Below are 23,982 nucleotides of genomic sequence, written 5' to 3' on the forward strand. Positions count from 1 at the left end.
GACGCCCCGCGGCCGGCGGGAGGAATGATCCGGAGCCGGTCGGCGGCGGGCTCCCGCGCGTGGCGTTCGAGCTTGCTCACCGAGAAGTGGATTCGATTGATGACGTCCAAGCATTCCCCGGCCTCCTCCGAAGACGAGGGGGTGCGGTTGCAGAAGGTGCTCTCCCAGGCCGGCGTGGCTTCCCGTCGCGCGGCCGAGCAGATGATCGTCGAGGGCCGGATCGAGGTCGACGGCGAAGTCGTCACCGAGCTCGGCTCCCGGGTGGACCCCGCGTCGGCGGTGATCCACGTGGACGGGATGCGGGTGATGGTCAACGACGAGCTGACGCACCTGCTGCTGAACAAGCCCAAGGGCATCCTGTGCACCATGTCCGACGACCAGGACCGCCCGTGCATCGGCGACTACCTGCGGGAGCGGCAGGGCAAGCTGTTCCACGTGGGGCGGCTGGACGTCGACACCGAGGGCTTGCTGCTGATCACCAACGACGGCGAGCTGGCCAACCGGCTGATGCGCCCGTCGTACCAGGTGCCCAAGACCTACCTGGCCGAAGTGCTGGGGCCGATCCCGAAGGACCTGGGCAAGCAGCTGCGCCGCGGTGTGCAGCTGGAGGACGGTCCGGTGAAGGTGGACCGCTTCAAGCTGGTCGACGTGAACCAGAACCGGGCGCTGGTCGAGCTCGTGCTGCACGAAGGCCGGAACCGGATCGTGCGGCGGCTGCTCAAGCACGTCGGGCACCCGGTGCAGCGGCTGGTCCGCACGGCCGTGGGCGAGGTGCGCCTGACCAACGAGCGCCAGGGCGCCATCCGCCCGCTGAACCGGCAGGAGATCGGTTCCCTCTACCGCGCCGTCGACATGTGATCACCCGTTCGGGACCTGAGTGAGGGGCACCCTTGCCCGAGTATCTCGGACAAGGGTGCCCCTCACTCAGCTCAAGAACGCTCGAACGGGTTAATGGTTTCAGGGTGAAGTGAAATTAATTCGCCTCAGGATCGTGGTCCCGGCTGCTGGGTTCGTGCGGCTCAGCGCTTCGCGACGACGGCGAGGGCGCGGTGGGCGACGGGTTCCACGACGCGGGCGGCGACCGGGCCGAGGATGGCCATCAGCAGCACGTACGCGGTGGCCAGCGCGGCGAGCTGCTCGGTGACCGCGCCCGAGGTCACCGCGAGCCCGGCGATGACGATCGAGAACTCGCCCCGCGCCACCAGCGCCGCTCCCGCGCGGGCCCGCCCCATCCGGCCGATGCCCTGCATCCGCGCCGCGGCCCAGCCGGTCAGCACCTTGGTCGCGGTGGTGATCGCGGCCAGCGCCAGGGCCACCAGCAGCACCGGCGGGATCCGGGCCGGGTCGGTGTTGAGCCCGAACACCACGAAGAACACCGCCGCGAACAGGTCGCGCAGCGGTTCGAGCATCCGGGTGGCGTTCACCGCCGTCGACCCGGAGATGGCGATGCCCAGCAGGAACGCGCCGACGGCGGCCGAGACCTGCAGCTCCGAGGCGATCCCGGCCACCAGCAGCGCCGCGCCGAGCAGCCGGAGCAGGAACACCTCCGGGTCGGGCGAGTCCACCAGCGCCGAGACGTACCTGCCGAACCGCAGCGCTATGACCAGCACCAGGGTGATGACCACCAGCGAGATCCCGACCGCGGTCAGCCCGCCGAGGAAGCTCACCCCGGCCAGCAGCGCGGTCAGGATCGGCAGGTAGACGGCCATCGCCAGGTCCTCGAAGACCAGGATGGACAGCACCACCGGGGTCTCCCGGTTGCCGAGCCGACCGAGGTCGCCGAGCACCTTCGCGACGATCCCGGACGACGAGATGTAGGTGACCCCGGCCATCGACAGGGCGCCGACCGGGCCCCAGCCCAGCAGCAGCGCCACCACCGCGCCGGGTGCGGCGTTGAGCGCGATGTCGATCAGCCCGGCGGGCCAGGACCGCCGGAGCCCGGTGACCAGCTCGCCCGCGGAGTACTCCAGGCCGAGCAGGAGCAGCAGCAGCACCACGCCGATCTCGGAGGCGAGGTGGGTGAAGGGTTCGATCCCGTGCAGCGGCAGCAGTCCGCCCTCGCCGAAGGCGAGACCGCCCAGCAGGTACAGCGGGATCGGCGAGACCCCGATCCGCCAGGCGAGTCGGCCGAGGACGCCGAGACCGAAGAACACCGCCCCCAGTTCGATGAGGGAGATCGCCGTCTCGTGCACCTGTTTCCCTACCCTTCGCTGCTATGGAGTTGTGTCCGGCGCGCGGGGCGCCGGCGACCGGGGCGCGGTGGGCGTCGAGCCTCAGCCCCGTTCGAGGATCTCGGCGGCCGCCCGCAGCCCGGCCGCGGTGCCGACCACGACGACCAGGTCGCCCCCGGCGAAGCGGAAGTCCGGCCGGGGCGACGGGTGCGCGGTGCCGCCCCGGACCACCGCGACGATCGACGTCGAGGTCCGGGTGCGCATCTCGGTGGCGCCGAGCTCGCGGCCGTCGTAGGGCGATCCCGGGGCGACCGCGAGCTGCCAGGTGGTGATCCCGGCGACCTCCCGCTGCTGCTCGGTGAGCTGGGCGACGAGCTGCGGGGCGCCGAGCAGGTTGGCCAGCGCGCTGGTCTCCTCGGTGGTCAGGGCCACCGACGCCGCGACCTTGTCCGGGTCCTCGTGGCCCGAGACGATCAGCTCGAACCGGCCGTCCCGGTAGGTGATCACGCCGATGCGGTGGCCGGATCGGGTGGTGAAGTCCTGCTGCGTGCCGAGTCCGGGCAGCGGTGTCACGGTGACGTCCACGGGCGCCGACCCTAGTACACCGACCACCGCCGCCGGGGCTTCCGGCGTGCCGGGACGCGCCGCACACCGCCGTCTCCGGAACAGGCAGAATGGAGAGCTGGTCGGCAGGACGAGGAAAGGAAAGCGACGTGGTCCAGCTCCGCGGTGTGGTGGCCCTCGACGGCCCATCGGGCACCGGCAAGTCCACGGTGTCGCGCGAGCTGGCGTCCTCGCTGGGGGCCCGCTACCTGGACACCGGCGCGATGTACCGGGCGGTGACGCTGGCGGTGCTGCGCGCCGCGGTCGATCCGGCCGACGGCGTCGAGGTCGAGCGGGTGGCGCGCGCGGTGGAGCTGGTGATGGGCACCGACCCGCTGGGCCCCGGGGTGGCGCTGGACGGCACCGACGTCGCCGCCGAGATCCGCGGCGCGGAGGTCACCGGCGCGGTGTCGGCGGTGTCGGCGGTCGCGGCGGTGCGCGAGCTGCTGGTGGAGCACCAGCGCGCGGTGGTGCGGGCGGCGCTCGACCAGCCGGGCGGGATCGTCGTGGAAGGCCGCGACATCGGCACCGTGGTGGCGCCCGACGCCGGGTTGAAGGTGTTCCTGACGGCGTCCTCGGACGCGCGGGCGCTGCGCCGGTCCGCCCAGGACAACGCCGAGGGCCGGGCGGGTGACGTGGCCAGCACCCGAGCCGACGTGCAGCGCCGCGACGCCCTGGACTCCGGGCGCGCGGTGTCGCCGCTGCGCCGGGCCGACGACGCGGTGGAGCTGGACACCACCGAGCTCGGCGTGGGCGAGGTCATCGAGCAGCTCCACAAGCTGGTGGAGCGGCGCGGTCTGCTCGCGGATCGGACCGTGTCGTGAGCGGCCACGGCGGAACGCTGCCGGAGGGCGCTTCGCAACGGATGCACCGGCTGGGCTGGTGGATCTCGCGGCTGTTCGTGCGGCTGCCCTACCGGGTGCGGATGCACCGCACCGACCGCGTGCCGCGCACCGGCGGGGTCGTGGTGGTGGCCAACCACACCTCGCTGGTGGACGGCCCGCTGCTGTACGGCATGTTCGGGCGCAACACCGTCTTCCTGATCAAGGCGGAGATGTTCCGGGGACCGCTGGGCTGGTTCCTGCGGAAGATCGGCCAGCTCGGGGTGCGGCGCGGCGAAGCGGACCGGGCGCCGCTGCTGGCCGCGCTGCGGGTGCTGCGCGCCGGTGGTCTGGTGGGCGTGTTCCCGGAAGGCACCCGCGGGACCGGTGCGGTGGATTCCGCGCAGAACGGCGCGGCGTGGCTGGCGCGCAGCTCCGGTGCGGTGCTGCTGCCGGTCGCGTGCCGGGGCACCGGTCGTCCCGCCGGGCGGCGCCGTAGGCTGATGCCCAGGGTCGACGTGCTCTTCGGAGAGCCCATCGCGCTGTCGTCGGCCAAGGGCCGCGCCGGTCTGGTGGCGGCGACCGAGCAGGTGCGCACCGGACTGGTCGATCTGATCGCGGAGCTGGACGCGCTGATCGCCGATCAACCCGTGGACGATGTGAGAGGGAAGCAGGCGTGACCGACGAACCGCTGGACGACGCGGGACTGGACGGTACTTGGTCCGACGAGGCCGAGTGGGCCGAGTTCGACGGCACCGGCAGCACCGACGAGGAATCGGCGCCGGTGCCCAAGCCCGTGCTCGCCGTCGTGGGCCGCCCGAACGTGGGCAAGTCCACGCTGGTGAACCGGCTGCTGGGCCGCCGCGAAGCCGTCGTGCAGGACGTTCCCGGGGTGACCCGGGACCGCATCGCCTACGAGGCGCTGTGGAACGGCCGCGAGTTCACCGTGCTCGACACCGGTGGCTGGGAGCCCGACGCCAAGGGCCTGCAGGGCGCCGTGGCGGCGCAGGCGGAGCGGGCGATGGAGGCCGCCGACGCGGTGCTGCTGGTGGTCGACGCCCGGGTGGGCGCCACCGCGACCGAGGAGGCGGTGGCGCGGGTGCTGCGCCGCTCGAAGCGTCCCGTGCTGGTGGCCGCGAACAAGGTCGACGACCAGCGGATGGCCTCCGAGGTGCACTCGCTGTGGTCGCTCGGGTTGGGCGAGCCGATGCCGATCAGCGCGTTGCACGGCACCGGGTCCGGTGACCTGCTGGACGCGGTGCTGGAGGCGTTCCCGGCGACCCCGCGCGAGCAGACCGGCCGGGGTGCCGGTCCGCGCCGGGTCGCGCTGGTGGGCAAGCCCAACGTCGGCAAGTCCAGCCTGCTGAACCGGCTGACCGGTGAGGACCGCGCGGTGGTGGACTCGGTCGCGGGCACCACCGTGGACCCGGTGGACTCGCTGGTCGAGCTGGACGGCGAGGTGTGGCGGTTCGTCGACACCGCCGGGCTGCGCAAGCGGGTCAAGACCGCCAGCGGCACCGAGTACTACGCGTCGCTGCGCACCAAGGCGGCGATCGAGGCCGCCGAGGTGGCGATCGTGCTGATCGACGGCTCCGAACCGCTCACCGAGCAGGACCTGCGGGTGCTGACGATGGTGGTCGAGGCGGGGCGCGCCCTGGTCATCGCCTACAACAAGTGGGACCTGGTCGACGGCGACCGGCGGCGCCAGCTCGAGAAGGAGATCGACCGGGACCTGGTGCGGGTCCGCTGGGCGGAGCGGGTCAACGTCTCGGCGCTGACCGGTCGCGCGGTGGCCAAGACGGCGCCGCTGCTGCGCACCGCGCTGGATTCCTGGGACACCCGGATCCCGACCGGTCAGCTCAACTCGTGGCTGTCCGACCTGGTCGCGGCCCAACCGCCGCCGGTGCGCGGCGGCAAGCAGCCGAAGGTCCTGTTCGCCACCCAGGCGCAGAGCCGACCGCCGACGTTCGTGCTGTTCACGACCGGCTTCCTGGAGGCCGGGTACCGCCGGTTCCTGGAGCGCAAGCTGCGCGAGGCCTTCGACTTCACCGGCAGCCCGGTGCGGATCTCGGTGCGGGTGCGGGAACGCCGGAAGGACAAGCACGGCCGGAGGTGATCCGGTCCACCTCGCGGTCGCCGCGTCCCGACGATCTGCGGCCGGACCTCTGGGGGAGGGGGCTGGGAGTGCGAATCGACGACGGCGCGGGCACCGCCGCCGAACCGGTTCGGGTGGTGCTCGCCGACGACGAGGCCGTGCTGCGGCGCGGCCTGCGGGTGCTGCTGGAGACCGCGGGCACCGTCCGGGTGGTCGGTGAGGCGGGCACCGCCGACGAGATGCTGTCCGAGGTCCGCGCGCACCGGCCCGACGTCGTGCTGGTGGACGTGCAGATGCCGGGCAAGGACGGGATCGAGGCGCTGCGCGACCTGGCGGCGCTGCCGGACGCCCCGGTGGCGGCCGTGCTGACGACCTTCGACCTCGACGACTACGTGGCCGGTGCGCTGCGGTCCGGGGCGCACGGCTTCCTGCTCAAGGACGCCGACCCGCAGGTGCTGGTCCGCGCGGTGCACGACCTGGCGGCCGGTGGGGCGGTGCTCGACCCGAGGGTGGCGGCCCGGCTGCTGCCGAAGCTGCGCGCGGTGGGCGACCGCGACCACGAGCACCGCCTGGTGCGGGCGCTGTCGGCGCGCGAGCAGCAGGTCCTGGGGCTGCTCGCGGACGGCCGGGCCAACGCCGACATCGGTGACCGGCTGGGGCTGACCGAGGCGACGGTGAAGAGCTACGTGTCCACGGTGCTGACCAAGCTCGGCGCGCAGAACCGGGTGCAGGCGGCGTTGATCGCGCAGCGGGCGGCCGGTGGCGGGGTCCGGTGAGGACCGGGTGGCCGCGGCTGCTGGTCGAGGTGCCCGCCGTGGGGGTGCCCGCGCTCGCGGTGTGGTTCGCCTCCTCGGACCGGGTCTGGCCGCTGGTCGCGGGCCTGGTCGGTGCGGCGGGCCTGGTGCTGCGGCGGCACCGGCCGCGCACGGCGGTGCTGGTGTGCCTGCCCGCGATGGCCGGCGGGCTGGGCTGGGCCCCGGCGATCGTGGCGCTGTTCGCGCTGGGCCGGGCCCGGCCCAGCGTCGGCCCGCTGAGCGGGTGGGTGCTGCTGGTGTCGGTGGCCGCGCTCGCGCCGGTGCTGCTCGTGCAGTCGCTCGCCCCGGGCGCGGTGGTGCTGACGGTCGCCTTCGTGCTGCTGGCGGCCGGGGCGCCGGTGGCGCTCGGCGCGCTGGTGTCGCTGCGCGCGCGGCTCGCGGAGAGCCTGCGACGGCTGGAGGAGGCCACCGACGCGGCGCTGGAGGCCAACGCGGAGCGGGCCCGCGCCGAGGAGCGGTCCCGCATCGCCCGCGAGATCCACGACGCGGTCGGCCACCACGTCACGTTGATCGCGGTCGAGTCCGCCGCGCTCGGCGCCACCGCACCGGACCCCCGGACCGCCGAGGCGGCGGACCGGTTGCGCGGGCTGGCCAAGCAGGCCCTCGACGAGGTGCGCAGCGCCCTCGGCCTGGGTGAGGCCGCCCGGGACCGGGCGGCGCTGGCGGCGGTCCCGGGCCTGGTCGAATCGGCGCGGGAGGCGGGGTTGCCGATCGAGCTGCGGGGTGCGGTGGCCGACGACGCGGTCGCCCCGGCCGCCGGACGAGCGGCCTACCGGGTGGTCCAGGAGGCGCTGACGAACGCCTCGAAGCACGCGCCGGGGGCGGTGGTCGTGGTAGAGCTGTCGGAGCGGGACGACGCGCTGCGGGTGGTGGTCGCCAACGAGCCCCCGGCGGCGCCGGCGGTCGACGTCGGCGGCACCGGTTCGGGGCTGGCGGGCCTGGCCGAGCGGGTGCGGGTGGCCGGCGGGACCCTGGACGCCGGGACGCGCGCCGACGGCGGGTTCGACGTGGTCGCCGAGCTCCCGCGCACCTGACCAGGAGGAGGATCGCGATGCGCCAGTTGCCGATGCCGGACGGACGGACGTTGCCGGTGCTCGGCCAGGGCACCTGGGGGATGGGGGAGCGGCCGGACGCCCGCCGCGCCGAGGTCGACGCGCTGCGCCACGGCCTCGACCTCGGGCTCGGCCTGATCGACACCGCCGAGATGTACGGCGCGGGCGGGGCCGAGGAGGTCGTCGGGGAGGCCATCCGGGGCCGGCGCGACGAGGTGTTCCTGGTCGGCAAGGTGCTGCCGGGCAACGCGGGGCGGCGCGCGGCGGTCGAGGCGTGCGAGGCCAGCCTGCGCCGGCTCGGCACCGACCGCTTCGACGTGTACCTGCTGCACTGGCGCGGCCGGGTGCCGCTGGCGGAGACCCTGGAGGCGTTCGCCGAGCTGCGCGAGGCGGGCCGGATCGGCGCCTTCGGGGTGAGCAACTTCGACCCGGCGGACCTCGACGAGCTCGCCGGCCTCCCGCTCGGCCGGGAGGCGGTGACCGATCAGGTCCTCTACAACCTGACCCGGCGCGGCGTCGAGCTGGACCTGCTGCCGCAGTGCCGCGAGCGCGGGATGCCGGTGATGGCGTACTCGCCGATCGAGCAGGGCCGGCTGCTGGACCGCCCGGAGCTGGCCGACGTCGCCCGGCGGCGCGGTGCGACACCCGCCCAGGTCGCGCTGGCGTGGGTCCTGGCGCAGGACGTGTGCGCGATCCCGAAGGCGGCCACCACCGAGCACGTCGAGCAGAACCGGGCGGCGCTGGACCTGCGCCTGGACGCCGACGACCTCGCCGCGCTGGACGCGGCCTTCCCAGCCCCGGCGAACCCCGTCCCCCTCGAAATCCTCTGACCGCCGCCTCAGCCCTCGCCGACGGAGATGACGCCGGTCTCGTAGGCCAGGACCACGGCTTGGACCCGATCGCGCAGGCCCAGCTTGGTCAGGATCCGTCCCACGTGCGTCTTGATCGTCCCCTCGGACACCACGAGCTCCCCGGCGATCTCCGCGTTCGACAGACCTCGGGCGAGGAGCACGAGCACCTCCCGCTCGCGCGCGGTCAGGTCGTCCAGCGCCCGGGGAGCGGGGCGCGGCCCGCGGCCTGCGGGCCGTCCCCCGGTGAAGTGCTTCAGCAACCGGCGGGTCGTGCTGGGTGCCACGACCGCGTTGCCGTGGTGCACGTGCTTGATCGCCGCGACCAGGTCCGCGATCGGGGCGTCCTTGAGGAGGAAGCCGCTCGCCCCGGCCTGGAGCGCTTCGTAGGCGTACTCGTCCAGGTCGAAGGTCGTGAGGATCAGCACGCGCGGCCCGTCATCGGCGCGGATCCGCTGCGTCGCCGCCACTCCGTGCATCCGGGGCATCCGGACGTCCACGAGCACGACGTCGGCCGTCAGCGTCGTCAGCAGCTCCAGCGCGGTGTCCCCGTCGTCCGCCTCGCCGACGACCTCGATGCCGGGTTCCGCGTCGAGGATCGTGCGGAACCCGACGCGGATCAGCTCCTGGTCGTCGACCAGCACGACGCGGATCGTCACGTCGACCTCCCGAGCGGCAATGCCGCCGCCACTTCGAACCCGCCGTCGGACCGGAACCCGGTGCGCAGCGCACCACCGTAGGCCGCGACGCGCTCGCGCATCCCGACCAGTCCGTGCCCGCCGCCGGACGCAGCCCCCGAAGCCGCGGAGCGGCCGTCGTCGCGGACGTGCACCCGCAGTTCCTCCTCCCCGTAGTGCAGGCCGACCTCGACCCGCGTCACGCCCGGACCGGCGTGCCTGCGCGCGTTGGTGAGCGCTTCCTGCACGATCCGGTACACCGCGAGGGCGGTACCGGCGGGCAGCGGCCGCGCGGTCCCGCGGACGGTGAACTCGACGGGCATCCCCGAGGACCGCGCATCCGCGACCAGTTGTTCCAGTTGCGCGATGCCTGGTTGCGGGGCGTGCGAACCCGGCTCGTCCTCCCGGAGGACGTCCAGCATCCGCCGCATCTCGGCCAACGCGGAACGGCCGGTCGCTTCGACGGTCTCGAGCGACCGCTCCGCGCGGTCGGGATCCTCGCGCACGCTGACGGAAGCGCTGCGCGCCAGCACGACGACGACGCTCAAGCCGTGCGAGACGACGTCGTGGATCTCCCGCGCGATGCGGGCGCGCTCCGCGGCCGCCGCGATCCGAGCCTGGTCGTCGCGCTCCTTCTCCAACCGGACCGCGCGTTCGTGCAGGCCCGCCACGTGCGCCCGGCGCAGGCCGGTCGTCGATCCCCACATCCAGACCGATGCGATCAGCACCAAGGCCGTCACCAGATCGCCGACGTTGAGGAACAGCTCGTCCCACCAACCGATGGCCACCACCAGCACGCCGAGCGCCACCGCAACCGCCGCCGCGACGGACACCCACCGCAGGCAGCACGCCGCCACGGTGTGGAGGGCGAACAGGAGCATGACGTCCGCGGGGATGAACCCGACCCCCAGCGCCAGCTGCAGGGAGAACGCGGTGGCGACGCTCGCGAAGCAGCTCAGCGGGAATTCGCGGCGGAGCACGTGCGGCGCGCACAACCCGACCGCCAGCAGCACTCCCGTCCCCGGTGGAAGGCCCTGCGGAACGTAGAGGCCCTGCACGGGCGCGTTGTAGGCGAACACCACGACGGCGACCGCGGCATCGACGGCCCGCGGACGCTTCCGCAGCCACGAGCGCACGCCGATCACGGGTTCAGCCTACCGCGCGGACGAGGCCGTTCGAGGGTGTTCCGGTACGCGTGCCGCACGTCGGGAAGCTCGGCGGTGGCGCGATTTCCCGGGACCGGTGCGGCTCCGGGCGACGGGTGGGGGTCCTGTGTGGACGAACCCGTCGGATCCTCCTCGGCAGGGCTTCCAGATCCGCAGCGTCCCGGTTCGGCACGACACCGATCAGCGGACGTCGCGACGCTCCAGGAGCGCGGTCGCCGTGCCGATCACCAGTGCGGTGAGGACGAGGGCCGCTGCCGCGACGACGGCCAGGACGCCGGGGGTGATCGTCCCGCTGTCCACGAACATCCCGGTTCCGAGCTGGGTGGCTCGGCCGACCAAGCCGTAGGGCACGACCACCGCCGGGGCTTCGAGCCCCGCCATCAGGAGCAGCACGCCACCGCTCGCCCCCACCAGCGCTGCGGCGACCGGGGCGGCGAAGGACCGCATGAGCATGGACAGGCCGGACTGCAGAGCGGCCGCGGGCAGGCATGCCAGCACGATCACCGCGCTGATCAGGAAGTACCGGGCAGGTGGCAGCCCGGCCAGTCCGAACAGCAGCTTGCCCGCCAGGACGAACCCCACCACCAGGACCGCCTGCATGGCTGCCGCGAGCACGGCCAGCACGGCGAACTTGCCGATCACCACCTGGGAACTCGATACGCGCCTGCCCATCAGCGCGTTCCAGTTGCCGCCCTGGTGCTCGACCCGCCACACCAGCGAGGCGAGCGCGGCCACCCCGGCGGACAGCGGGAACAAGCCGTAGAACACGACCACCCGAAGCCACCACGCGTGCCAGCCGCCGTCGAGCTCCTGCCCGGAGACGGCGGTGTTCGCCACGCCGGTGATGACGGCCATCAGCGGGAGGAGGACCACCACCGCCCAACTGGAGGAGCGCTTCAGCTTGAGGAACTCCGCGCGGACCGAACCCATGCTTCAGGCCTCCTGGCGGTCGAAGAGTCGGGAGAGGAGCAGGAACAGGGCGCCGCCGGCGACACCGAGGCCGACCACGCCCCAGTGCGACGGGGCCAGCGCGACCATGCCGGCTCCGCGCGCGTCGACCGGTGTGATCACGGCGTAGTAGCCCCACGGCGCGACGAAGTGGGCCGACCAGGTGGGCATGCCGCTGCTCGCGATGGCCAGGAACACGCCCAGCACGCCGACGCCCAGTCCCACGAGCTGGTTCCCGATGCGTGCCGAGAGCAGGAGGTGCAGCGCGAACACCACCAGGTTCACGAGCACGATCCCAGCGGTGTAGGCGAGCCACCGCCCGACGGGAAGCGCGGCCGCGATCCCGACGAGTTCACCGAACGCCACCACCAGGGCGCTTTGCAGCAGCGTGGCGAGCACGACCACCGAACCGCCCGCCACGAACTTGGCCCGGCACAGCTGCCCGGGCGCCAGCCCGGACGTTCCGGACAGCAGCCAGCCGTTGCCCTGGTGCTCGACGTCCACGGGCCGACTGGCGAGCACCGCCAGCAGGAGGGGGGACACCACGGGCACGAACGTCGACATGCCGCCGAGCAGCCACCGCCAGGGGTGTCCGGAAGGATCCGCCACCGACGCCGAGAACCCGGGACTGGTGAGCGTGACCAAGCACGACAGGGCGACGACGCCGAGCACCATCACCACCGCGATGGGCACCACGCGGAGGCGGCGCATCTTCGCGAACTCGTTCACCACCGCACGTCCCATCACAGTCCCCGACCTCCGGTGAGGTCCATGAACACGTCCTCCAGCGTTCGGGCATCGCGGCGCACGCCGTAGATGTCGACGGACTCGCGAACGAGGTGGGACACCACCCCGGCCGTGGCCGCGTCGTCGAGCCCGGTCAGGCGCACCGCGCCTTCGTCGACGCGGGCCCGGTGCGACCGCGCGACCAGCGCCGCCGCCCGCCGGGGTTCAGGCGTCTCGATCAGCACGTCCGGGACCGAGCGGGCGAACAACTGGTCCCGGGTGCCTTGGAAGAGCAGGCGACCGTTGCCGAGGATGCCGAGCACGGTGGCCGTTCGGTCGATCTCGCCGAGCAGGTGGCTGGAGACCAGCACGGTGGTCCCGCCGTCCGCCAGGCGGGTGAGCAGCCGGCGGATCTCGTCGATACCGGCCGGGTCGAGTCCGTTCGTGGGTTCGTCGAGGATCAGCAGCCGTGGCTCGCGGGCCAACGCCAGGGCGATCCCCAAGCGCTGCTTCATCCCCAGCGAGTAGTCGCGGACCCGCTTGTCCAGGTGGTCCTGCAACCGCACGGTGCGCACCGCCCGCGTGGTCCGGCGGTCGTCGAGAGCCAGCAGCCGCTGCACCAGCCGCACGTTCTCCCGACCGGTGAGGTGTCCGTACGCGGGCGGAGCTTCGATCAGCGAACCGATGTGCCCCAGCAGCTCGCGACGCGTCGAGCGCCGCATGGGGCGACCCATGACGTGGATTTCGCCGGTCGTGGGGCGCACCAACGAGAGCAGCATCTTCATCGTGGTCGTCTTCCCCGACCCGTTGGGCCCCAGGAAGCCGTAGACGCAGCCCTCCGGAACGCGCAGGTCCAAGCCTTCGACGACGACCCGGTTCCGGTACGTCTTGCCCAGCTCGTGCGTCGTGATCAGGTGTGGCACGGTCGGCAGCGTAGGTCGCCGCGCCGCCGCGGGGCGTCTGCCTCGAGGCAGATCTTCGCGTCATACCTGGGGAAGACCTCCGCCGCGGGGCGGCCTTCCCAGCCCGCCTCAGCCCAGGGCGCGGCGGAGGAAGTCGACCTCCATCAGCAGCAGGTTCTCGGTGGTGACCTCGTCGGTGGGGAAGTGGCTGACGCCGGGCAGCGGGAGCACGGTGTGCGGCCGGGCGGCGGCGGTGAGCGCCGCGGAGAGCCGCAGCGCGTGCGCCGGGACGACGTTGTCGTCGACGGTGCCGTGCACGACGAGCATCGGCCGGTCCAGCCGGGCGGCGTCGTCGAGCAGCGAGTTCGCCCGGTAGGTCTCGGGCCGCTCGTTCGGGTCGCCGAGGTAGCGCTCCGTGTAGTGGGTGTCGTAGAGCCGCCAGTCCACCACCCCGGCGCCGACCACCGCGGCGTGGAAGACGTCCGGCCTGCGCAGCACGGCGAGCCCGGCGAGGTAGCCGCCGAAGGACCAGCCGCGGATGGCCACCCGGTCGAGGTCGACGAGCCCGGGGCGCCGTTCGGCCAGCGCGTGCAGCGCGTCGACCTGGTCCTGCAGCACCGGACCGGCGAGGTCGTCGGCGATGGCCCGCTCCCACTCCGGACCGCGGCCGTTCATCCCGCGCCCGTCGGTGATCAGCACCGCGAAGCCCTGGTCGGCGAACCACTGCGAGGTCAGGTAGCCCTGCTGGCGGGACAGCACGCGCTGGGCCTTCGGCCCGCCGTAGGGGTCCAGCAGCACCGGCAGCGGTCCGTCGCCGGGGCGGTGGTCGGCGGGCAGCAGCAGGGCGCTGCTCAGCTCGCGGTCGCCCAGCCGCAGCAGCTCGGTGGTGAGCCGCAGCCCGTGGTCCTCGGCGTGGGAACCGAGTTCGGCGGCGTGGACGCCGTCGCGGAACACCCGGACCCGCGCGTGCGGCTCGTCGAGGGTGGCGCTGGTGACCACCAGCAGGCCGCCGCCGCGGGTGCCGCCGTGCACGCCGGGGGCGGTGGTCAGCGGCTCCGCGCCGGCGGCGGTGACCCGGTGCAGGTGGACCTCGGCCGGGTCGTCCCCGGAGGTGGAGACCAGGACGTCGTCCTCGCCGACGTCGAGGACCGACCGGATTTGCAGGGGTGCGGAGGTCCAGGGCCGGTCGCCGACGACGAGCCGGTAGCTGCCCGCCGCGGCCTCGACGCGCACCAGCTCGCCGCGCGGGGTCCAGGCCGGCACCCCGGTCTTGATGTCCACCCAGTGCGGGTCCTCGTCGCGGTGCAGCTCCTCGGTGGCGCCGGTCGCCGGGTCGATGGCCAGCACGAGCTGGGTGCGCTGGTCGCGGCTCTGCACCGCGATCAGCGGTCGGCCCCGGTCCGACCAGTGCGCGCTGACCAGGTACGGGAAGGCGCTGCGGTCCCAGCGCACGTCGGTGCGCCCGCCGTCGAGCCCGAGCACGGCCAGCCCGACGTCGGCGTTCGGGGTGCCCGCGAAGGGGTAGCGCAGGACGGTCGGCGGCCGGGTGGGCTCGGCCGGGTCGCCGAGGTGCAGGTGCCCCACGGGGGACTCGTCGACCCGGGCGGCCAGCACCGCCGCCCCGTCCGGGCTCCACCAGTGGCCGCGGGGGCGCGACATCTCCTCGGCGGCGATGAACTCGGCGGCGCCCCAGGTCACGTCGGGCCCGTCCGGCTCGGCGAGCGGCCGGTCGCCGGTGCCGTCCACGGCGACCACCCGCAGCGCTCCGCCCGCGAGGTAGGCGACGTGCCGCCCGTCGGCGTCGAGCCGGGGGTCGGCGACCGGGCCCGGCACGGCCAGTTCGCGGGTGGTGCCGGTGCCGGTGGCGGTGACGAACAGCCGCCCGGCGAGCGCGAAGGTGATCAGGGCGCCGGTGCGGTCGGTGGCGTAGCCGGTGATGCCGCCCGCGCGTTCCCGGGCGCGTTCCCGGCGCGCCTGCTCCTCCGCCGACACCTGCTCCTGCTCCTGCAGGGTGGCGGGGTCGGCGAGCAGCCGCTCCGCGCCGGTGGCGACGTCCAGCGCCCACAGCGCGTTGCTGCGGTCGGTGCCGCTCGCCGACCGCAGGAAGAACACGGCGGAACCGTCACCTGCGGTGGTGAGGTCACGAGGCGCGCCCAGGGTGAATCCCTGCGTGCGGGCGCTTCGGCGGGGGAAGGACGCTGCGGGCATGTCCGGCAGCCTGCCAAACCCCGCGGCCCGGCGAGCAGGCAGGTGGGGCGCAGAACACGACGCCGCCCGCACCGGTCGGGTGCGGGCGGCGTCGGGGACCGTCAGCTCTTGGCGGCCGCCTGTTGCAGGGTGTCGCCGCGGGCGATCGCGGCCTCCGCGTCCTGGGGCAGCTTGAGCAGCATGGTCAGCCCGATGGCGACGACGTACAGCGCGGCGAAGATGAGCGTCACGCCGCCCGCGCCGACCAGCGGGAAGAACAGGCTCGCGATGGCCGGGCCGACGAAGGTCGCGCCGCCGGCGCCCAGGTTCAGCAGCGCCATCGCGCCGCCCTTGTTGGTCGGGGCCATCGACGGGATCAGCGCCGAGATGGGGACGAACCCGGCCAGCGTCGCACCGAAGAACATGCCCACCAGCACCGCGGCCCAGTAGTAGTCCGGGCCCAGCGCGGTCGGGATGAAGTACAGCAGCGTCACGCTGACCGCGCAGCCCAGCCCGCCGAAGGTGGCGATGGTGGTGCGCCACCCGATCCGGTCGCTGAGGGCGCCGAAGATCAGGTTGAACACGATGTTGGTGCCGTAGATGATCGCGAGGAGCTGCAACCACTTGCTCTCGCCGAAGCCGATGTCGTCGGAGAAGATCCGCGGCAGGAACACCAGCATCCCGAACTGCGGGGTTGTGTTGATGATGCGCACCAGGCAGCCGACCAGCACCCGCGGGTGGGTCCACATGATCGACACGCTGTTGCGCAGGCTCTCGCCGAGCGTCACGTCGGCCGGGATGAGCCGCTGGTAGCCGGTGCGCTCCTTGACGCCGAGCAGGGCGAACGCGCCACCGGCCAGGATCAGGACCATGGCCGACCACAGGGTGCCGTACTGGCCCAGGAACGGGATGGTGAAGCTCGACCACAGCGAGCCGAGGGTGGGCAGGCCGCCGGTGAAGGCGAAGTAGAACCAGCCGACGGCCGCGCCGAGCCGGGGGGTGGGCGCCGTGGCGGTGATCCACACCAGGAAGCCGAAGGCGAACAGCGGGTAGCCGAAGCCGCGCAGCCCGTAGAAGACCATCATCAGGACGTAGTTCTCGGTGCCCAGGGCGAACACCAGGTAGAGCACGTTGAACACGGCCCAGATGGCGAAGCCGAGGAACATCACCCGGCGCGGGCCCCACACGTCGGACAGGGCGCCGGAGAACCACGAGGCGATCATCACCGCGATGCCGTAGACGGTGATGACGTAGCCGGCGCGGACGTCGGTGCCCGCGCCGTGGTCGGCCATGTACGGCGCGATGAAGCCCGATTCGACGCCATCGCCGATCATGAACAGCAGAACGCCGATGTAGCCGTAGACCAGCGCTTTGGGCAGGCCCCATCGGTCGAGCAGGGATGTCGATCCCGCAGGAGTGGCTGTAGACACGCCAAACCTCCACGTTGAGGTGCTTGGTGCAGGGGCGTGGTGCAACGGCCTCCGCCCTCGCTTACGTGCGCACCATCCTCATACTTCTAGATAAAAATCTCAACACCCATGTTAATAACGAGCGGATCGCTGTGATGGAGGGAACCTCACTCCACCGCCGCGAGCCGGACGTCGGTGTGCTCGCGCATGGCCTCGACGAGCTCGGCGTCCAGCTCGCCGGCCAGCAGCACGTGGTGGAAGGAGTCCACCGGGGCGAACTGGTGCAGCGCCGCGCGGCCGACCTTGCTGGCGTCCATCATCAGCACCCTGGTCGCCGCGGTGTCCATCATCGCCCGCTTGACCAGCACGATCTCCTGCTCCTGGTGGAAGGTCAGGCGGGCGTTCATCGCCGAGGTGGACAGGAACGCGATGTCCACCGAGAACGAGCGCACCATCTCCTGGCAGGGCAGCCCGAGGTAGGAGTCGTGGGTGCGGGAGTACTCCCCGCCCAGGCCGATCAGGCGGATGTCGGGGACCTCGCGCAGCGCGTCGACGACCTGCCGGTAGTTGGTCACCACGGTCAGCGGGCCCACGTCGGGCAGCAGCCGGGCCAGCGCCAGCGCCGTGGTGGAGTCGTCCAGCATCACCGACATGCCCGGGTGGATGAACCCGACCGCGTCCCGGGCCAGCGCGTCCTTCTCCGCGGTGTGGGTGTGCAGCCGGAAGTCGGAGCTGCTCTCGAACACCGTGGAGGGCTGGGCCGACACCCCGCCGTGGTACTTGCGCAGCAGGCCCCGGGTGGCCAGGTCGTCGAGGTCCCGGTGCACCGTCATCAGGCTGACCCCGGTCAGCGCGGAGAGCTCCGCCGCGCTGGCGAACCCCTGGGCGACCACGTGGTCGATGATCTTCTGCTGCCGCAGCAGGCGGGGCGATTGCTTCTTCGGTGCGGACGCCATGCGGTCAATCTTGCCTGCTCCGCGCCGCCGAGCGGGGCCCGGCGCGGCGGATCGGCGAACTATCACACCAACGGTGACAATTAACTATCCCCGTGTTAATTTGACGCTCAGACGTGATTCGCGGGAGGTAGTGAGCATGACCCAGCCCGAGGGGCCGACCGGCGTCCACCGCGCCGTGGTGTTCGACATGGACGGCGTTCTGGTCGAGAGCGAGCACCTGTGGGAACGGATGTGGGCCCGGTTCGCGGCCGACCACGGCACGACCTGGACGGGGGAGCAGACCCGGCAGGTCCAGGGCATGAGCGCTCCCGAGTGGGCCTCCTTCCTGGCCCGCTTCAGCGGCACCGGCAAGACCGCGGCCGAGACCGAGCGCGAGGTCGTCGACGGCATGATCGGCGCCCTCGACGGCGGTGAGATCGAACTGCTCGCCGGCGCCGAGCGGATGGTCGTCGAGGTCTCCGACCGGGCCTCGATCGCGCTGGCCTCCTCGGCGCCGCGTCGGCTCATCGACGCGGTGCTGGACCGCCACGGGCTCACCGAGCGGTTCACCGCGACCGTCTCCAGCGCCGAGGTCCCCAAGGGCAAGCCGAGCCCGGACGTGTACCTGGCGGCGGCTGGCAAGCTGGGGCAGGAGGCAGCGGCCTGCCTGGCCGTGGAGGACTCGAGCAACGGGTTGCGGGCCGCCGCGGCGGCCGGGATGACCGTGGTGGCCATCCCCAACTCCGACTACCCGCCCGCCGAGGACGCCCTCGCCGGTGCCGCCTACGTCGCCGCCGACCTCGACGACGTGCGCGAGCGGTTGCTGGGCGAGCTCGTCGAGCCGGTCGGCCGCTGACCCCACGACAGACAAAGGAGTCGTCATGACCAGTGTTCTCGCCGCGGGCGACCACTTCGTCGCACCGCAGGTGTTCGTCGACGCCCTGCGCCGCAGCGCGGGCGCGCACGACCTGGACTTCAGCACCCTGCGGCTGCCGTGGCCGGTGGAGCCGTTCGGCCCGGTCGGCAACGTCCAGGAGGCCAGCGGCACCGAGCGGCAGTTGCTCGACGCGCTCGGCGGGGCCGAGATCGTGGCCACCCAGATGGCGCCGTTCACCGCCGAGGTGCTCGCCGCCGCCCCCGACCTGAAGTTCGTCGGCGTCTGCCGGGGTGGCCCGGTCAACGTCGACCTCACGGCCGCGACCGACCACGGCGTGATCGTCAGCTACGCCCCGGGGCGCAACGCCGCGGCCGCCGCCGAGTTCGCCGTCGGCCTGATCCTGGCCGCGCTGCGCCGCATCCCCGGCTCCGACGCCGAGCTCAAGGCGGGCAACTGGCGCGGCGACTACTACGCCTACGAGAACGCGGGCATCGAGCTGGAGGGCTCCACCGCCGGCCTCGTCGGCTACGGCGCGATCGGCCGGATCGTGGCCCGGGTGCTGTCCGCGTTCGGTGCGCACGTGCTGGTGTCCGACCCGTTCGCCGACCCCGAGGACGTCCGCCGCGACGGGGTCGAGCTCGTCGGTCTGGAGGACCTGCTGCGCCGCAGCTCGGTGGTCAGCCTGCACGCCCGGCTGACCGAGGACACCCACCACCTGCTCAACGCCGACAACCTGAAGCTGCTGCCCGAGGGCGCCGCGCTGATCAACTCCGCGCGGGGCGGGCTGCTGGACTACGCGCCGCTGCCGGAGCTGCTCAAGTCCGGCAAGCTCGGCGCCCTGGCGGTGGACGTCTACGACATCGAGCCGCCGCCGCGGGACTGGCCGCTGTTCGACGCGCCGAACGTGATCACCACGCCGCACCTGGCCGGGGCGACCCGGCAGACCGCGCACCGCGCCGCCGACATCGTCGCGGGCGAGGTGGCCCGGTACCTGGACGGCCGGCGGCCCCGCTTCGTGGCCAACCCGGAGGTGCTGGACCGGATCGAGGGTCTGCGGCCATGATCATCGGAGTCGACGTCGGGACGTCGGTGACCAAGGCGTCGCTGCTGGACCGGGAAGGTTCGGCGATGGTCACCCACAGCGTGCGCAGCACGCTGCGCCGCGCCCCCGGTGGCCGGGTCGAGCAGGACCTCGACGAGGTCGTCGACTCGGTGGTGCGCGTGGTGCGGCAGGTCGTGACCGAGGCCGAGCGCGAGCGGCAGCCGATCGAGGCGCTGGCCATCACCGGCCAGGGCGACGGCCTCTGGCTGCGCGACGAGCAGGGCGACCAGGTCGGTCCCGCGCTGTCCTGGTTGGATGCGCGGGCCTCCGGGGTGATGGACCGCTGGGCGGAGACCGGGGTGCTGCGGCAGGTCTACCGGCTGACCGGCTCCGGGATGTTCTCCGGCTCGGCCGGTCCGCTGCTGGCCCACCTCGCCGAGCACGACCCCGACCGGCTGCGCCGGGCCGCCGTGGCCGGCTATTGCGTGGACGCGATCGTGCAGCGCTTCACCGGGGAGATCACGGTGGACGCCTCCGACGCCTCGCTGCCGTTCCTGGACGTCGCCGCCCGCACCTACTCGGAGCGGGCGATCGCGGCGGCGGGCCTGTCCGGGTACCGGGAGCTGCTGGCCGATCCGGCGCCGCTGGGCAAGTTGTTCGCGCTCAGCGGGCGCGCCGCCAAGCAGCTCGGGCTGCCCAGCGGGCTGCCGGTCTCGGCCGGACCGTTCGACCTGCCCGCGTGCGCCTTCGGCGCGGGCATCCGGGAACCCGGCGACGGCACCCTGGTCATCGGCACCACGCTGGGCTGCCAGGTGCTGCGCGACGAGGTCGACTTCGACCCCGACGGCGAGGCCGCCGGGATGTGGCTGGCGACCCCGCAGCCGCAGCGCTACCTCAGCGTGATGCCCGCGATGGTCGGCACCGCCAACCTCGACTGGGTGCTGCGCACCGTCGGCGCGGGCATCGAGGAGCTGGAACCGCTGCTGGGCGGCAGCCGGCCGGGTGCGGGCGGGGTCTCGGCGCTGTCCTTCCTGTCCAACTCCGGCGAGCGCGCCCCGTTCGTCGAGCCCTACGCGCGGGGCCAGTTCACCGGGCTGTCCCTGGAGACCACCCCGGCCGACCTGGTGCGCGCCATGTGCGAGGCGGTGGCCTACGCCGCCCGGCACAACCTGGAGACCGCCGGGCTCACCGGTGAGGTCTCGGCGTGCGGCGGCGGTGCCCGGTCGGCGGCGTGGAGCCAGATCTTCGCCGACGTGCTCGGTCGTCCGCTGCACGTGCCGCACGAGGAGGGCGTCGGGGCGCGGGGCGCGGCCATGACCGCCTGGGACTCGCTGGGCGAACCCGTGGACCGGCAGCGCTGGGCGCAGGCCCGCCGGGTGGTGCAGCCGCACCCGAGCGCGGTCGAGTTCTACGAGCGGGGCTACCGCGAGTACCTGGACTCCATCGACCGCGCCCGCCCGCTGTGGCGGCAGCGCCCGACCGACTGAGGACCGCCCGTCCGGCAACCACCGAGGCCGCGACGAACCCTGTACGAGGAGCAGTGCGATGACGCGCTTGTACGACGACCCGGCGACGTTCACCGAGGACATGGTGGCCGGCTTCGTCGCCGCCCACCCCGACCACGTCCGGCAGGTCCCGGGCGGCGTGGTGCGGTCCCGCCGGCCCCGGCGCGGCAAGGTCGCCGTGGTCACCGGCGGCGGTTCCGGGCACTACCCGGCGTTCTGCGGGGTGGTGGGACCGGGCTTCGCCGATGGCGCGGTCATCGGCAACATCTTCACCTCGCCGTCGGCGCAGGACGCCTACTCCGTCGCGCGGGCCGCCGACAACGGCGCCGGGGTGGTGTTCTCGTTCGGCAACTACCAGGGCGACAACATGCACTTCGGCCTCGCCGTGGAACGGCTGGAGCGGGAGGGCGTCCGCGCGCACAACGTGGTGGTCACCGACGACGTGGCCAGCGCGCCGCGCTCGGAGGCGAGCAAGCGGCGCGGCGTGGTCGGCGACTTCGTGGTGTTCAAGGTCGCCTCGGCCGCCGCCGAGGAGGGCTACGACTTCGACGAGGTGGTCCGGGTCGCCGAGCACGCCAACGACCGGACCCGGAGCCTGGGCGTGGCCTTCGACGGCTGCACCCTGCCCGGGCAGGACGAGCCGCTGTTCGAGGTGCCGGAGGGTCGGATGGGCCTCGGGCTGGGCATCCACGGTGAGCCGGGCGTCTCCGAGCGGGACCTGCCCTCGGCGGCGGAGCTGGCGAAGATCCTGGTGGACGGCGTGCTGGCGGAGGCCCCGGCCGACGCCGGGCAGCGCCCGCGGGTCACCGCCATCCTCAACGGCCTCGGCGCCACCAAGTACGAGGAGCTGTACGTGGTGTGGCGCACCGCGTCCCGGCTGCTCGCCGAGGCCGGGGTGGAGGTCGTCGCCCCCGAGGTCGGGGAGCTGGTGACCAGCCTGGACATGGCCGGGTGCTCGCTCACCGTCACCTGGCTGGACCCGGAGCTGGAGCGGCTGTGGCAGGCCCCCGCCGATTCCCCGGCCTACCGCAAGGGCGACGTGGGCATCCCGGTCGCCGACGGGTCCGAACCGGCCTACGAACCGCCCGCGCCGGTCGAGCAGGAGGTCGTCGAGGCCCCGGCCGAGGGGAAGGCGACCGCCGCGCTCGTGGTGCGCGCGCTGGACGTGGTCGCCGAGCGGCTCCGCGACGCGGAGGACGAGCTCGGCCGGATGGACGCGATCGCGGGCGACGGCGATCACGGCCGGGGCATGACCAAGGGCAGCGCGGCGGCGGCGGAGGCGGCGACCGAGGAAGCCGCGCAGGGGGTCGGCCCGGCGGCCGTCCTGCTCGCGGCCGGGGACGCCTGGGCGAGCAAGGCCGGCGGTACCTCGGGTGCGCTGTGGGGCGCCGCGCTGCGCTCCTTCGGCGACCTGCTGCCTGCCGACCGCGCGGTGACGGGCGACGACGTGACCTCCGGCGCGGCGGCGGCGCTGGCCTCGGTGCAGCGGCTCGGCCGGGCCGAGCTCGGGGACAAGACGCTGGTGGACGCGCTGGTGCCGTTCGTCGACGCGCTGCGCGAGGCCACCGGGTCGGGGTCGGGCGTGGCGCGGGCCTGGCAGCGGGCCGCCGAGGTCGCGACCGAGGCCGCGGCGGGGACCGCCGAGCTGCGTCCCCGCACCGGCCGCGCCCGACCGCTGGCCGAGCGCAGCGTCGGCACCCCGGACCCGGGGGCGACCTCGCTGGCGATGGCGCTGACCTGGATCGGCGGGGTGCTCGCCGAATCCTGAGCACGCGCCGCCGGCGGAGACCGGCAGGAAGCACGAGTTCGCGGACAAGCATCGGAGGAGGAGGTCGAGATGACCGAGCAGGCGCCGTGGCGCATCGTGGTCGGCTGCGATGACGCGGGACTGCAGTACAAGGAGGCGCTGAAGGCGGACCTCGGCGCGGACGCGCGGGTCGCCGAGGTGACCGACGTCGGGGTCGGCAGCGACGAGCACACCGACTACCCGCACGTCGCGGTCGCCGCCGCCCGGCTGGTCGCCGAGGGCAAGGCCGACCGCGCGCTGCTGGTGTGCGGGACCGGGCTCGGCGTGGCGATCAGCGCCAACAAGGTGCCGGGCGTGCGCGCGGTGACCGCGCACGACGGCTACTCGGTGGAGCGGGCCGTGCTGAGCAACAACGCCCAGGTGCTCTGCTTCGGCCAGCGGGTGGTGGGCCTCGAACTGGCCCGCAAGCTGGCTTCCGAGTGGCTCGACCACCGGTTCGACGAGAACTCGTCGTCGGCGAAGAAGGTCGCGGCGATCGACGGCTACGAGCCGTCGGCGTGCTGAGCGGGTCGGCGATGGATCCGGAAGCCGGCCCGGAAGCCGGCGAGGTGCGCTGCGCGCGGGAACGCCGCGAGGTCATCGCCACCGCCCGGCGGATGACCGACGACCGGCTGGTCGTGGGCACCTCCGGCAACGTCTCGGTGCGCTGCGGCGACCTGGTGGCGGTGACGCCCTCCGGGGTCGACTACGACCAGCTGCGGTTGCGGGACATCCCGCTGGTCGACCTCGACGGCGTGGTGGTGGACGGCGAGCTGAAGCCGACCTCCGAGTTGCCGATGCACCTGGTGGCCTACCGGGAGCACGACGCGGGCGCGGTGGTGCACACCCATTCGCTGCACGCCACCGCGCTGTCGCTGCTGCGCGATGACGTGCCCGCGGTGCACTACCAGCTCGCCGACTACGGCGGGAGCGTCGCGGTGGCCGAGTACGCCACCTTCGGCAGCGACGAGCTGGCGAGGTCGGTGTCGGCCGCGCTGGCCGGGCGCACCGGCTGCATCCTGCGCAACCACGGGACCGTGACCACCGGCGACACGCTGGGCAAGGCCTACAACCGGGCCCGGCAGCTGGAGTGGCTGTGCGAGCTGTGGCTGACCGCCTCGCGGGTCGGCGAGCCGCGGCTGCTCGACGACGCCGAGCTGGCCCGCTGCGTGGACCTGTTCAGCGGCTACGGCCAGACCCCGCGCTGACGCCCCCGATCGCGCGATCTTCGTCGAGGTGCGGGGCCCCTCGTCCGAGTATCCGGGACAAGGGGCCCCTCACCTCGGAGGCTTGGCGCTGACCTGTGGTGAGTACGTGGTGTGACGGGTTTCGGACCCCACGTTCGCCCCACGTCCGAGCCGCCGCTCCACCCGTGGGCGGACGTGCTCGTCACCTGATCGCCTTCTCGCTACCCTCA

The 23,982-nt window shown here is 73.4% G+C and carries 23 protein-coding genes; 13 read left to right on the forward strand and 10 right to left on the reverse strand.

Annotated features, from left to right (window positions below):
- Window positions 1-99 precede the first annotated feature (99 nt).
- Entirely contained in the window at window positions 100-858 is a 759-nt protein-coding gene (locus ABD976_RS14095; RefSeq protein ID WP_345363076.1) for a pseudouridine synthase, read from the forward strand.
- Window positions 859-1,019: 161 nt separating this feature from the next.
- Here ABD976_RS14095 and ABD976_RS14100 read toward each other — a convergent pair whose 3' ends face one another.
- Window positions 1,020-2,192 (reverse strand): cation:proton antiporter, encoded by a 1,173-nt coding sequence (locus ABD976_RS14100; protein WP_345363078.1) that lies wholly within the window; start codon window positions 2,190-2,192, stop codon window positions 1,020-1,022.
- Window positions 2,193-2,273: 81 nt separating this feature from the next.
- On the reverse strand, window positions 2,274-2,756 hold the full coding sequence (locus tag ABD976_RS14105; protein WP_345363080.1) for a cation:proton antiporter regulatory subunit: 483 nt from the start codon (window positions 2,754-2,756) through the stop codon (window positions 2,274-2,276).
- Window positions 2,757-2,845: 89 nt separating this feature from the next.
- On the opposite strand from ABD976_RS14105, the gene cmk reads away from it, so the two are divergent.
- The 6 genes from cmk (at window position 2,846) to ABD976_RS14135 (ending at window position 8,387) form a co-directional block, all read left to right on the forward strand.
- A complete protein-coding gene (gene cmk / locus ABD976_RS14110; RefSeq protein WP_369774744.1) occupies window positions 2,846-3,598 on the forward strand; it encodes a (d)CMP kinase in 753 nt (250 codons plus the stop codon).
- 41 nt (window positions 3,599-3,639) lie between these two features.
- Window positions 3,640-4,275: a lysophospholipid acyltransferase family protein gene (locus ABD976_RS14115; protein WP_345363250.1), complete on the forward strand. Its 636-nt coding sequence runs from the start codon at window positions 3,640-3,642 to the stop codon at window positions 4,273-4,275.
- Window positions 4,272-5,711: a ribosome biogenesis GTPase Der gene (der, locus tag ABD976_RS14120; RefSeq protein ID WP_345363084.1), complete on the forward strand. Its 1,440-nt coding sequence runs from the start codon at window positions 4,272-4,274 to the stop codon at window positions 5,709-5,711. The genes ABD976_RS14115 and der overlap by 4 nt, the downstream gene beginning before the upstream one ends.
- 68 nt (window positions 5,712-5,779) lie before the next feature.
- Entirely contained in the window at window positions 5,780-6,466 is a 687-nt protein-coding gene (locus ABD976_RS14125; RefSeq protein ID WP_345363086.1) for a response regulator, read from the forward strand.
- The gene (locus ABD976_RS14130; protein ID WP_345363088.1) at window positions 6,463-7,539 is read left to right on the forward strand and encodes a sensor histidine kinase; all 1,077 of its coding nucleotides are present in this window, start codon (window positions 6,463-6,465) and stop codon (window positions 7,537-7,539) included. Before ABD976_RS14125 ends, ABD976_RS14130 begins: the two co-directional genes overlap by 4 nt.
- Window positions 7,540-7,556: 17 nt before the next feature.
- Window positions 7,557-8,387, forward strand: a complete 831-nt coding sequence (locus ABD976_RS14135) for an aldo/keto reductase (RefSeq protein ID WP_345363090.1) — start codon at window positions 7,557-7,559, stop codon at window positions 8,385-8,387.
- Window positions 8,388-8,395: 8 nt separating this feature from the next.
- Here the strand turns inward: ABD976_RS14135 and ABD976_RS14140 are convergent, their stop codons facing one another.
- The 8 genes from ABD976_RS14140 to ABD976_RS14175 form a co-directional block, all read right to left on the reverse strand.
- Window positions 8,396-9,064 carry a response regulator gene (locus ABD976_RS14140; RefSeq protein ID WP_345363092.1) on the reverse strand — a complete coding sequence of 223 codons (669 nt, stop codon included), beginning with the start codon at window positions 9,062-9,064 and terminating at the stop codon, window positions 8,396-8,398.
- Window positions 9,061-10,227, reverse strand: a complete 1,167-nt coding sequence (locus ABD976_RS14145; protein WP_345363094.1) for a sensor histidine kinase — start codon at window positions 10,225-10,227, stop codon at window positions 9,061-9,063. The genes ABD976_RS14140 and ABD976_RS14145 overlap by 4 nt, the downstream gene beginning before the upstream one ends.
- Window positions 10,228-10,428: 201 nt before the next feature.
- Entirely contained in the window at window positions 10,429-11,178 is a 750-nt protein-coding gene (locus ABD976_RS14150; RefSeq protein ID WP_345363095.1) for an ABC transporter permease, read from the reverse strand.
- Between the two features lie 3 nt (window positions 11,179-11,181).
- Window positions 11,182-11,925 (reverse strand): ABC transporter permease, encoded by a 744-nt coding sequence (locus tag ABD976_RS14155; RefSeq protein WP_345363096.1) that lies wholly within the window; start codon window positions 11,923-11,925, stop codon window positions 11,182-11,184.
- Window positions 11,926-11,939: 14 nt separating this feature from the next.
- Window positions 11,940-12,845 carry an ABC transporter ATP-binding protein gene (locus ABD976_RS14160; protein ID WP_345363098.1) on the reverse strand — a complete coding sequence of 302 codons (906 nt, stop codon included), beginning with the start codon at window positions 12,843-12,845 and terminating at the stop codon, window positions 11,940-11,942.
- A 108-nt stretch (window positions 12,846-12,953) separates the two neighbouring features.
- Complete coding sequence (locus ABD976_RS14165) at window positions 12,954-15,032, reverse strand: S9 family peptidase (RefSeq protein ID WP_345363100.1); 2,079 nt, start codon at window positions 15,030-15,032, stop codon at window positions 12,954-12,956.
- A 101-nt stretch (window positions 15,033-15,133) separates the two neighbouring features.
- The gene (locus ABD976_RS14170; RefSeq protein ID WP_345363102.1) at window positions 15,134-16,441 is read right to left on the reverse strand and encodes an MFS transporter; all 1,308 of its coding nucleotides are present in this window, start codon (window positions 16,439-16,441) and stop codon (window positions 15,134-15,136) included.
- Between the two features lie 146 nt (window positions 16,442-16,587).
- Entirely contained in the window at window positions 16,588-17,376 is a 789-nt protein-coding gene (locus tag ABD976_RS14175; protein WP_345363104.1) for a DeoR/GlpR family DNA-binding transcription regulator, read from the reverse strand.
- Between the two features lie 136 nt (window positions 17,377-17,512).
- On the opposite strand from ABD976_RS14175, the gene ABD976_RS14180 reads away from it, so the two are divergent.
- The 6 genes from ABD976_RS14180 to ABD976_RS14205 all read left to right on the forward strand — a co-directional run bounded on the left by ABD976_RS14180 (window position 17,513) and on the right by ABD976_RS14205 (window position 23,773).
- The gene (locus ABD976_RS14180) at window positions 17,513-18,211 is read left to right on the forward strand and encodes an HAD family hydrolase (protein ID WP_345363106.1); all 699 of its coding nucleotides are present in this window, start codon (window positions 17,513-17,515) and stop codon (window positions 18,209-18,211) included.
- 25 nt (window positions 18,212-18,236) lie between these two features.
- Window positions 18,237-19,295, forward strand: coding sequence for a 2-hydroxyacid dehydrogenase (locus ABD976_RS14185; protein WP_345363108.1), 1,059 nt, complete (start codon window positions 18,237-18,239; stop codon window positions 19,293-19,295).
- Window positions 19,292-20,761, forward strand: a complete 1,470-nt coding sequence (locus ABD976_RS14190; protein WP_345363110.1) for an FGGY family carbohydrate kinase — start codon at window positions 19,292-19,294, stop codon at window positions 20,759-20,761. Before ABD976_RS14185 ends, ABD976_RS14190 begins: the two co-directional genes overlap by 4 nt.
- 58 nt (window positions 20,762-20,819) lie before the next feature.
- Window positions 20,820-22,547, forward strand: a complete 1,728-nt coding sequence (locus ABD976_RS14195; protein WP_345363112.1) for a dihydroxyacetone kinase family protein — start codon at window positions 20,820-20,822, stop codon at window positions 22,545-22,547.
- Between the two features lie 69 nt (window positions 22,548-22,616).
- Window positions 22,617-23,090 carry a ribose-5-phosphate isomerase gene (locus ABD976_RS14200; protein WP_345363114.1) on the forward strand — a complete coding sequence of 158 codons (474 nt, stop codon included), beginning with the start codon at window positions 22,617-22,619 and terminating at the stop codon, window positions 23,088-23,090.
- Window positions 23,091-23,101: 11 nt separating this feature from the next.
- The gene (locus ABD976_RS14205; protein WP_345363116.1) at window positions 23,102-23,773 is read left to right on the forward strand and encodes a class II aldolase/adducin family protein; all 672 of its coding nucleotides are present in this window, start codon (window positions 23,102-23,104) and stop codon (window positions 23,771-23,773) included.
- Window positions 23,774-23,982: the final 209 nt, after the last annotated feature.

Origin of the sequence: Saccharopolyspora cebuensis, assembly GCF_039542665.1 — a bacterium.
Taxonomy (GTDB): domain Bacteria; phylum Actinomycetota; class Actinomycetes; order Mycobacteriales; family Pseudonocardiaceae; genus Saccharopolyspora; species Saccharopolyspora cebuensis.

Excerpts from the sequence above, each read along its gene's own strand:
- ABD976_RS14190 (WP_345363110.1), top strand. The coding sequence starts at position 19,292 with ATGATCATCGGAGTCGACGTCGGGACGTCGGTGACCAAGGCGTCGCTG.
- ABD976_RS14185 (WP_345363108.1), top strand. The coding sequence starts at position 18,237 with ATGACCAGTGTTCTCGCCGCGGGCGACCACTTCGTCGCACCGCAGGTG.
- ABD976_RS14095 (WP_345363076.1), top strand. The coding sequence starts at position 100 with ATGACGTCCAAGCATTCCCCGGCCTCCTCCGAAGACGAGGGGGTGCGG.
- ABD976_RS14175 (WP_345363104.1), bottom strand. The coding sequence starts at position 17,376 with ATGGCGTCCGCACCGAAGAAGCAATCGCCCCGCCTGCTGCGGCAGCAG.
- ABD976_RS14165 (WP_345363100.1), bottom strand. The coding sequence starts at position 15,032 with ATGCCCGCAGCGTCCTTCCCCCGCCGAAGCGCCCGCACGCAGGGATTC.
- ABD976_RS14195 (WP_345363112.1), top strand. The coding sequence starts at position 20,820 with ATGACGCGCTTGTACGACGACCCGGCGACGTTCACCGAGGACATGGTG.
- ABD976_RS14115 (WP_345363250.1), top strand. The coding sequence starts at position 3,640 with ATGCACCGGCTGGGCTGGTGGATCTCGCGGCTGTTCGTGCGGCTGCCC.
- cmk (WP_369774744.1), top strand. The coding sequence starts at position 2,846 with ATGGAGAGCTGGTCGGCAGGACGAGGAAAGGAAAGCGACGTGGTCCAG.
- ABD976_RS14150 (WP_345363095.1), bottom strand. The coding sequence starts at position 11,178 with ATGGGTTCGGTCCGCGCGGAGTTCCTCAAGCTGAAGCGCTCCTCCAGT.
- ABD976_RS14135 (WP_345363090.1), top strand. The coding sequence starts at position 7,557 with ATGCGCCAGTTGCCGATGCCGGACGGACGGACGTTGCCGGTGCTCGGC.
- ABD976_RS14205 (WP_345363116.1), top strand. The coding sequence starts at position 23,102 with ATGGATCCGGAAGCCGGCCCGGAAGCCGGCGAGGTGCGCTGCGCGCGG.
- ABD976_RS14180 (WP_345363106.1), top strand. The coding sequence starts at position 17,513 with ATGACCCAGCCCGAGGGGCCGACCGGCGTCCACCGCGCCGTGGTGTTC.
- ABD976_RS14200 (WP_345363114.1), top strand. The coding sequence starts at position 22,617 with ATGACCGAGCAGGCGCCGTGGCGCATCGTGGTCGGCTGCGATGACGCG.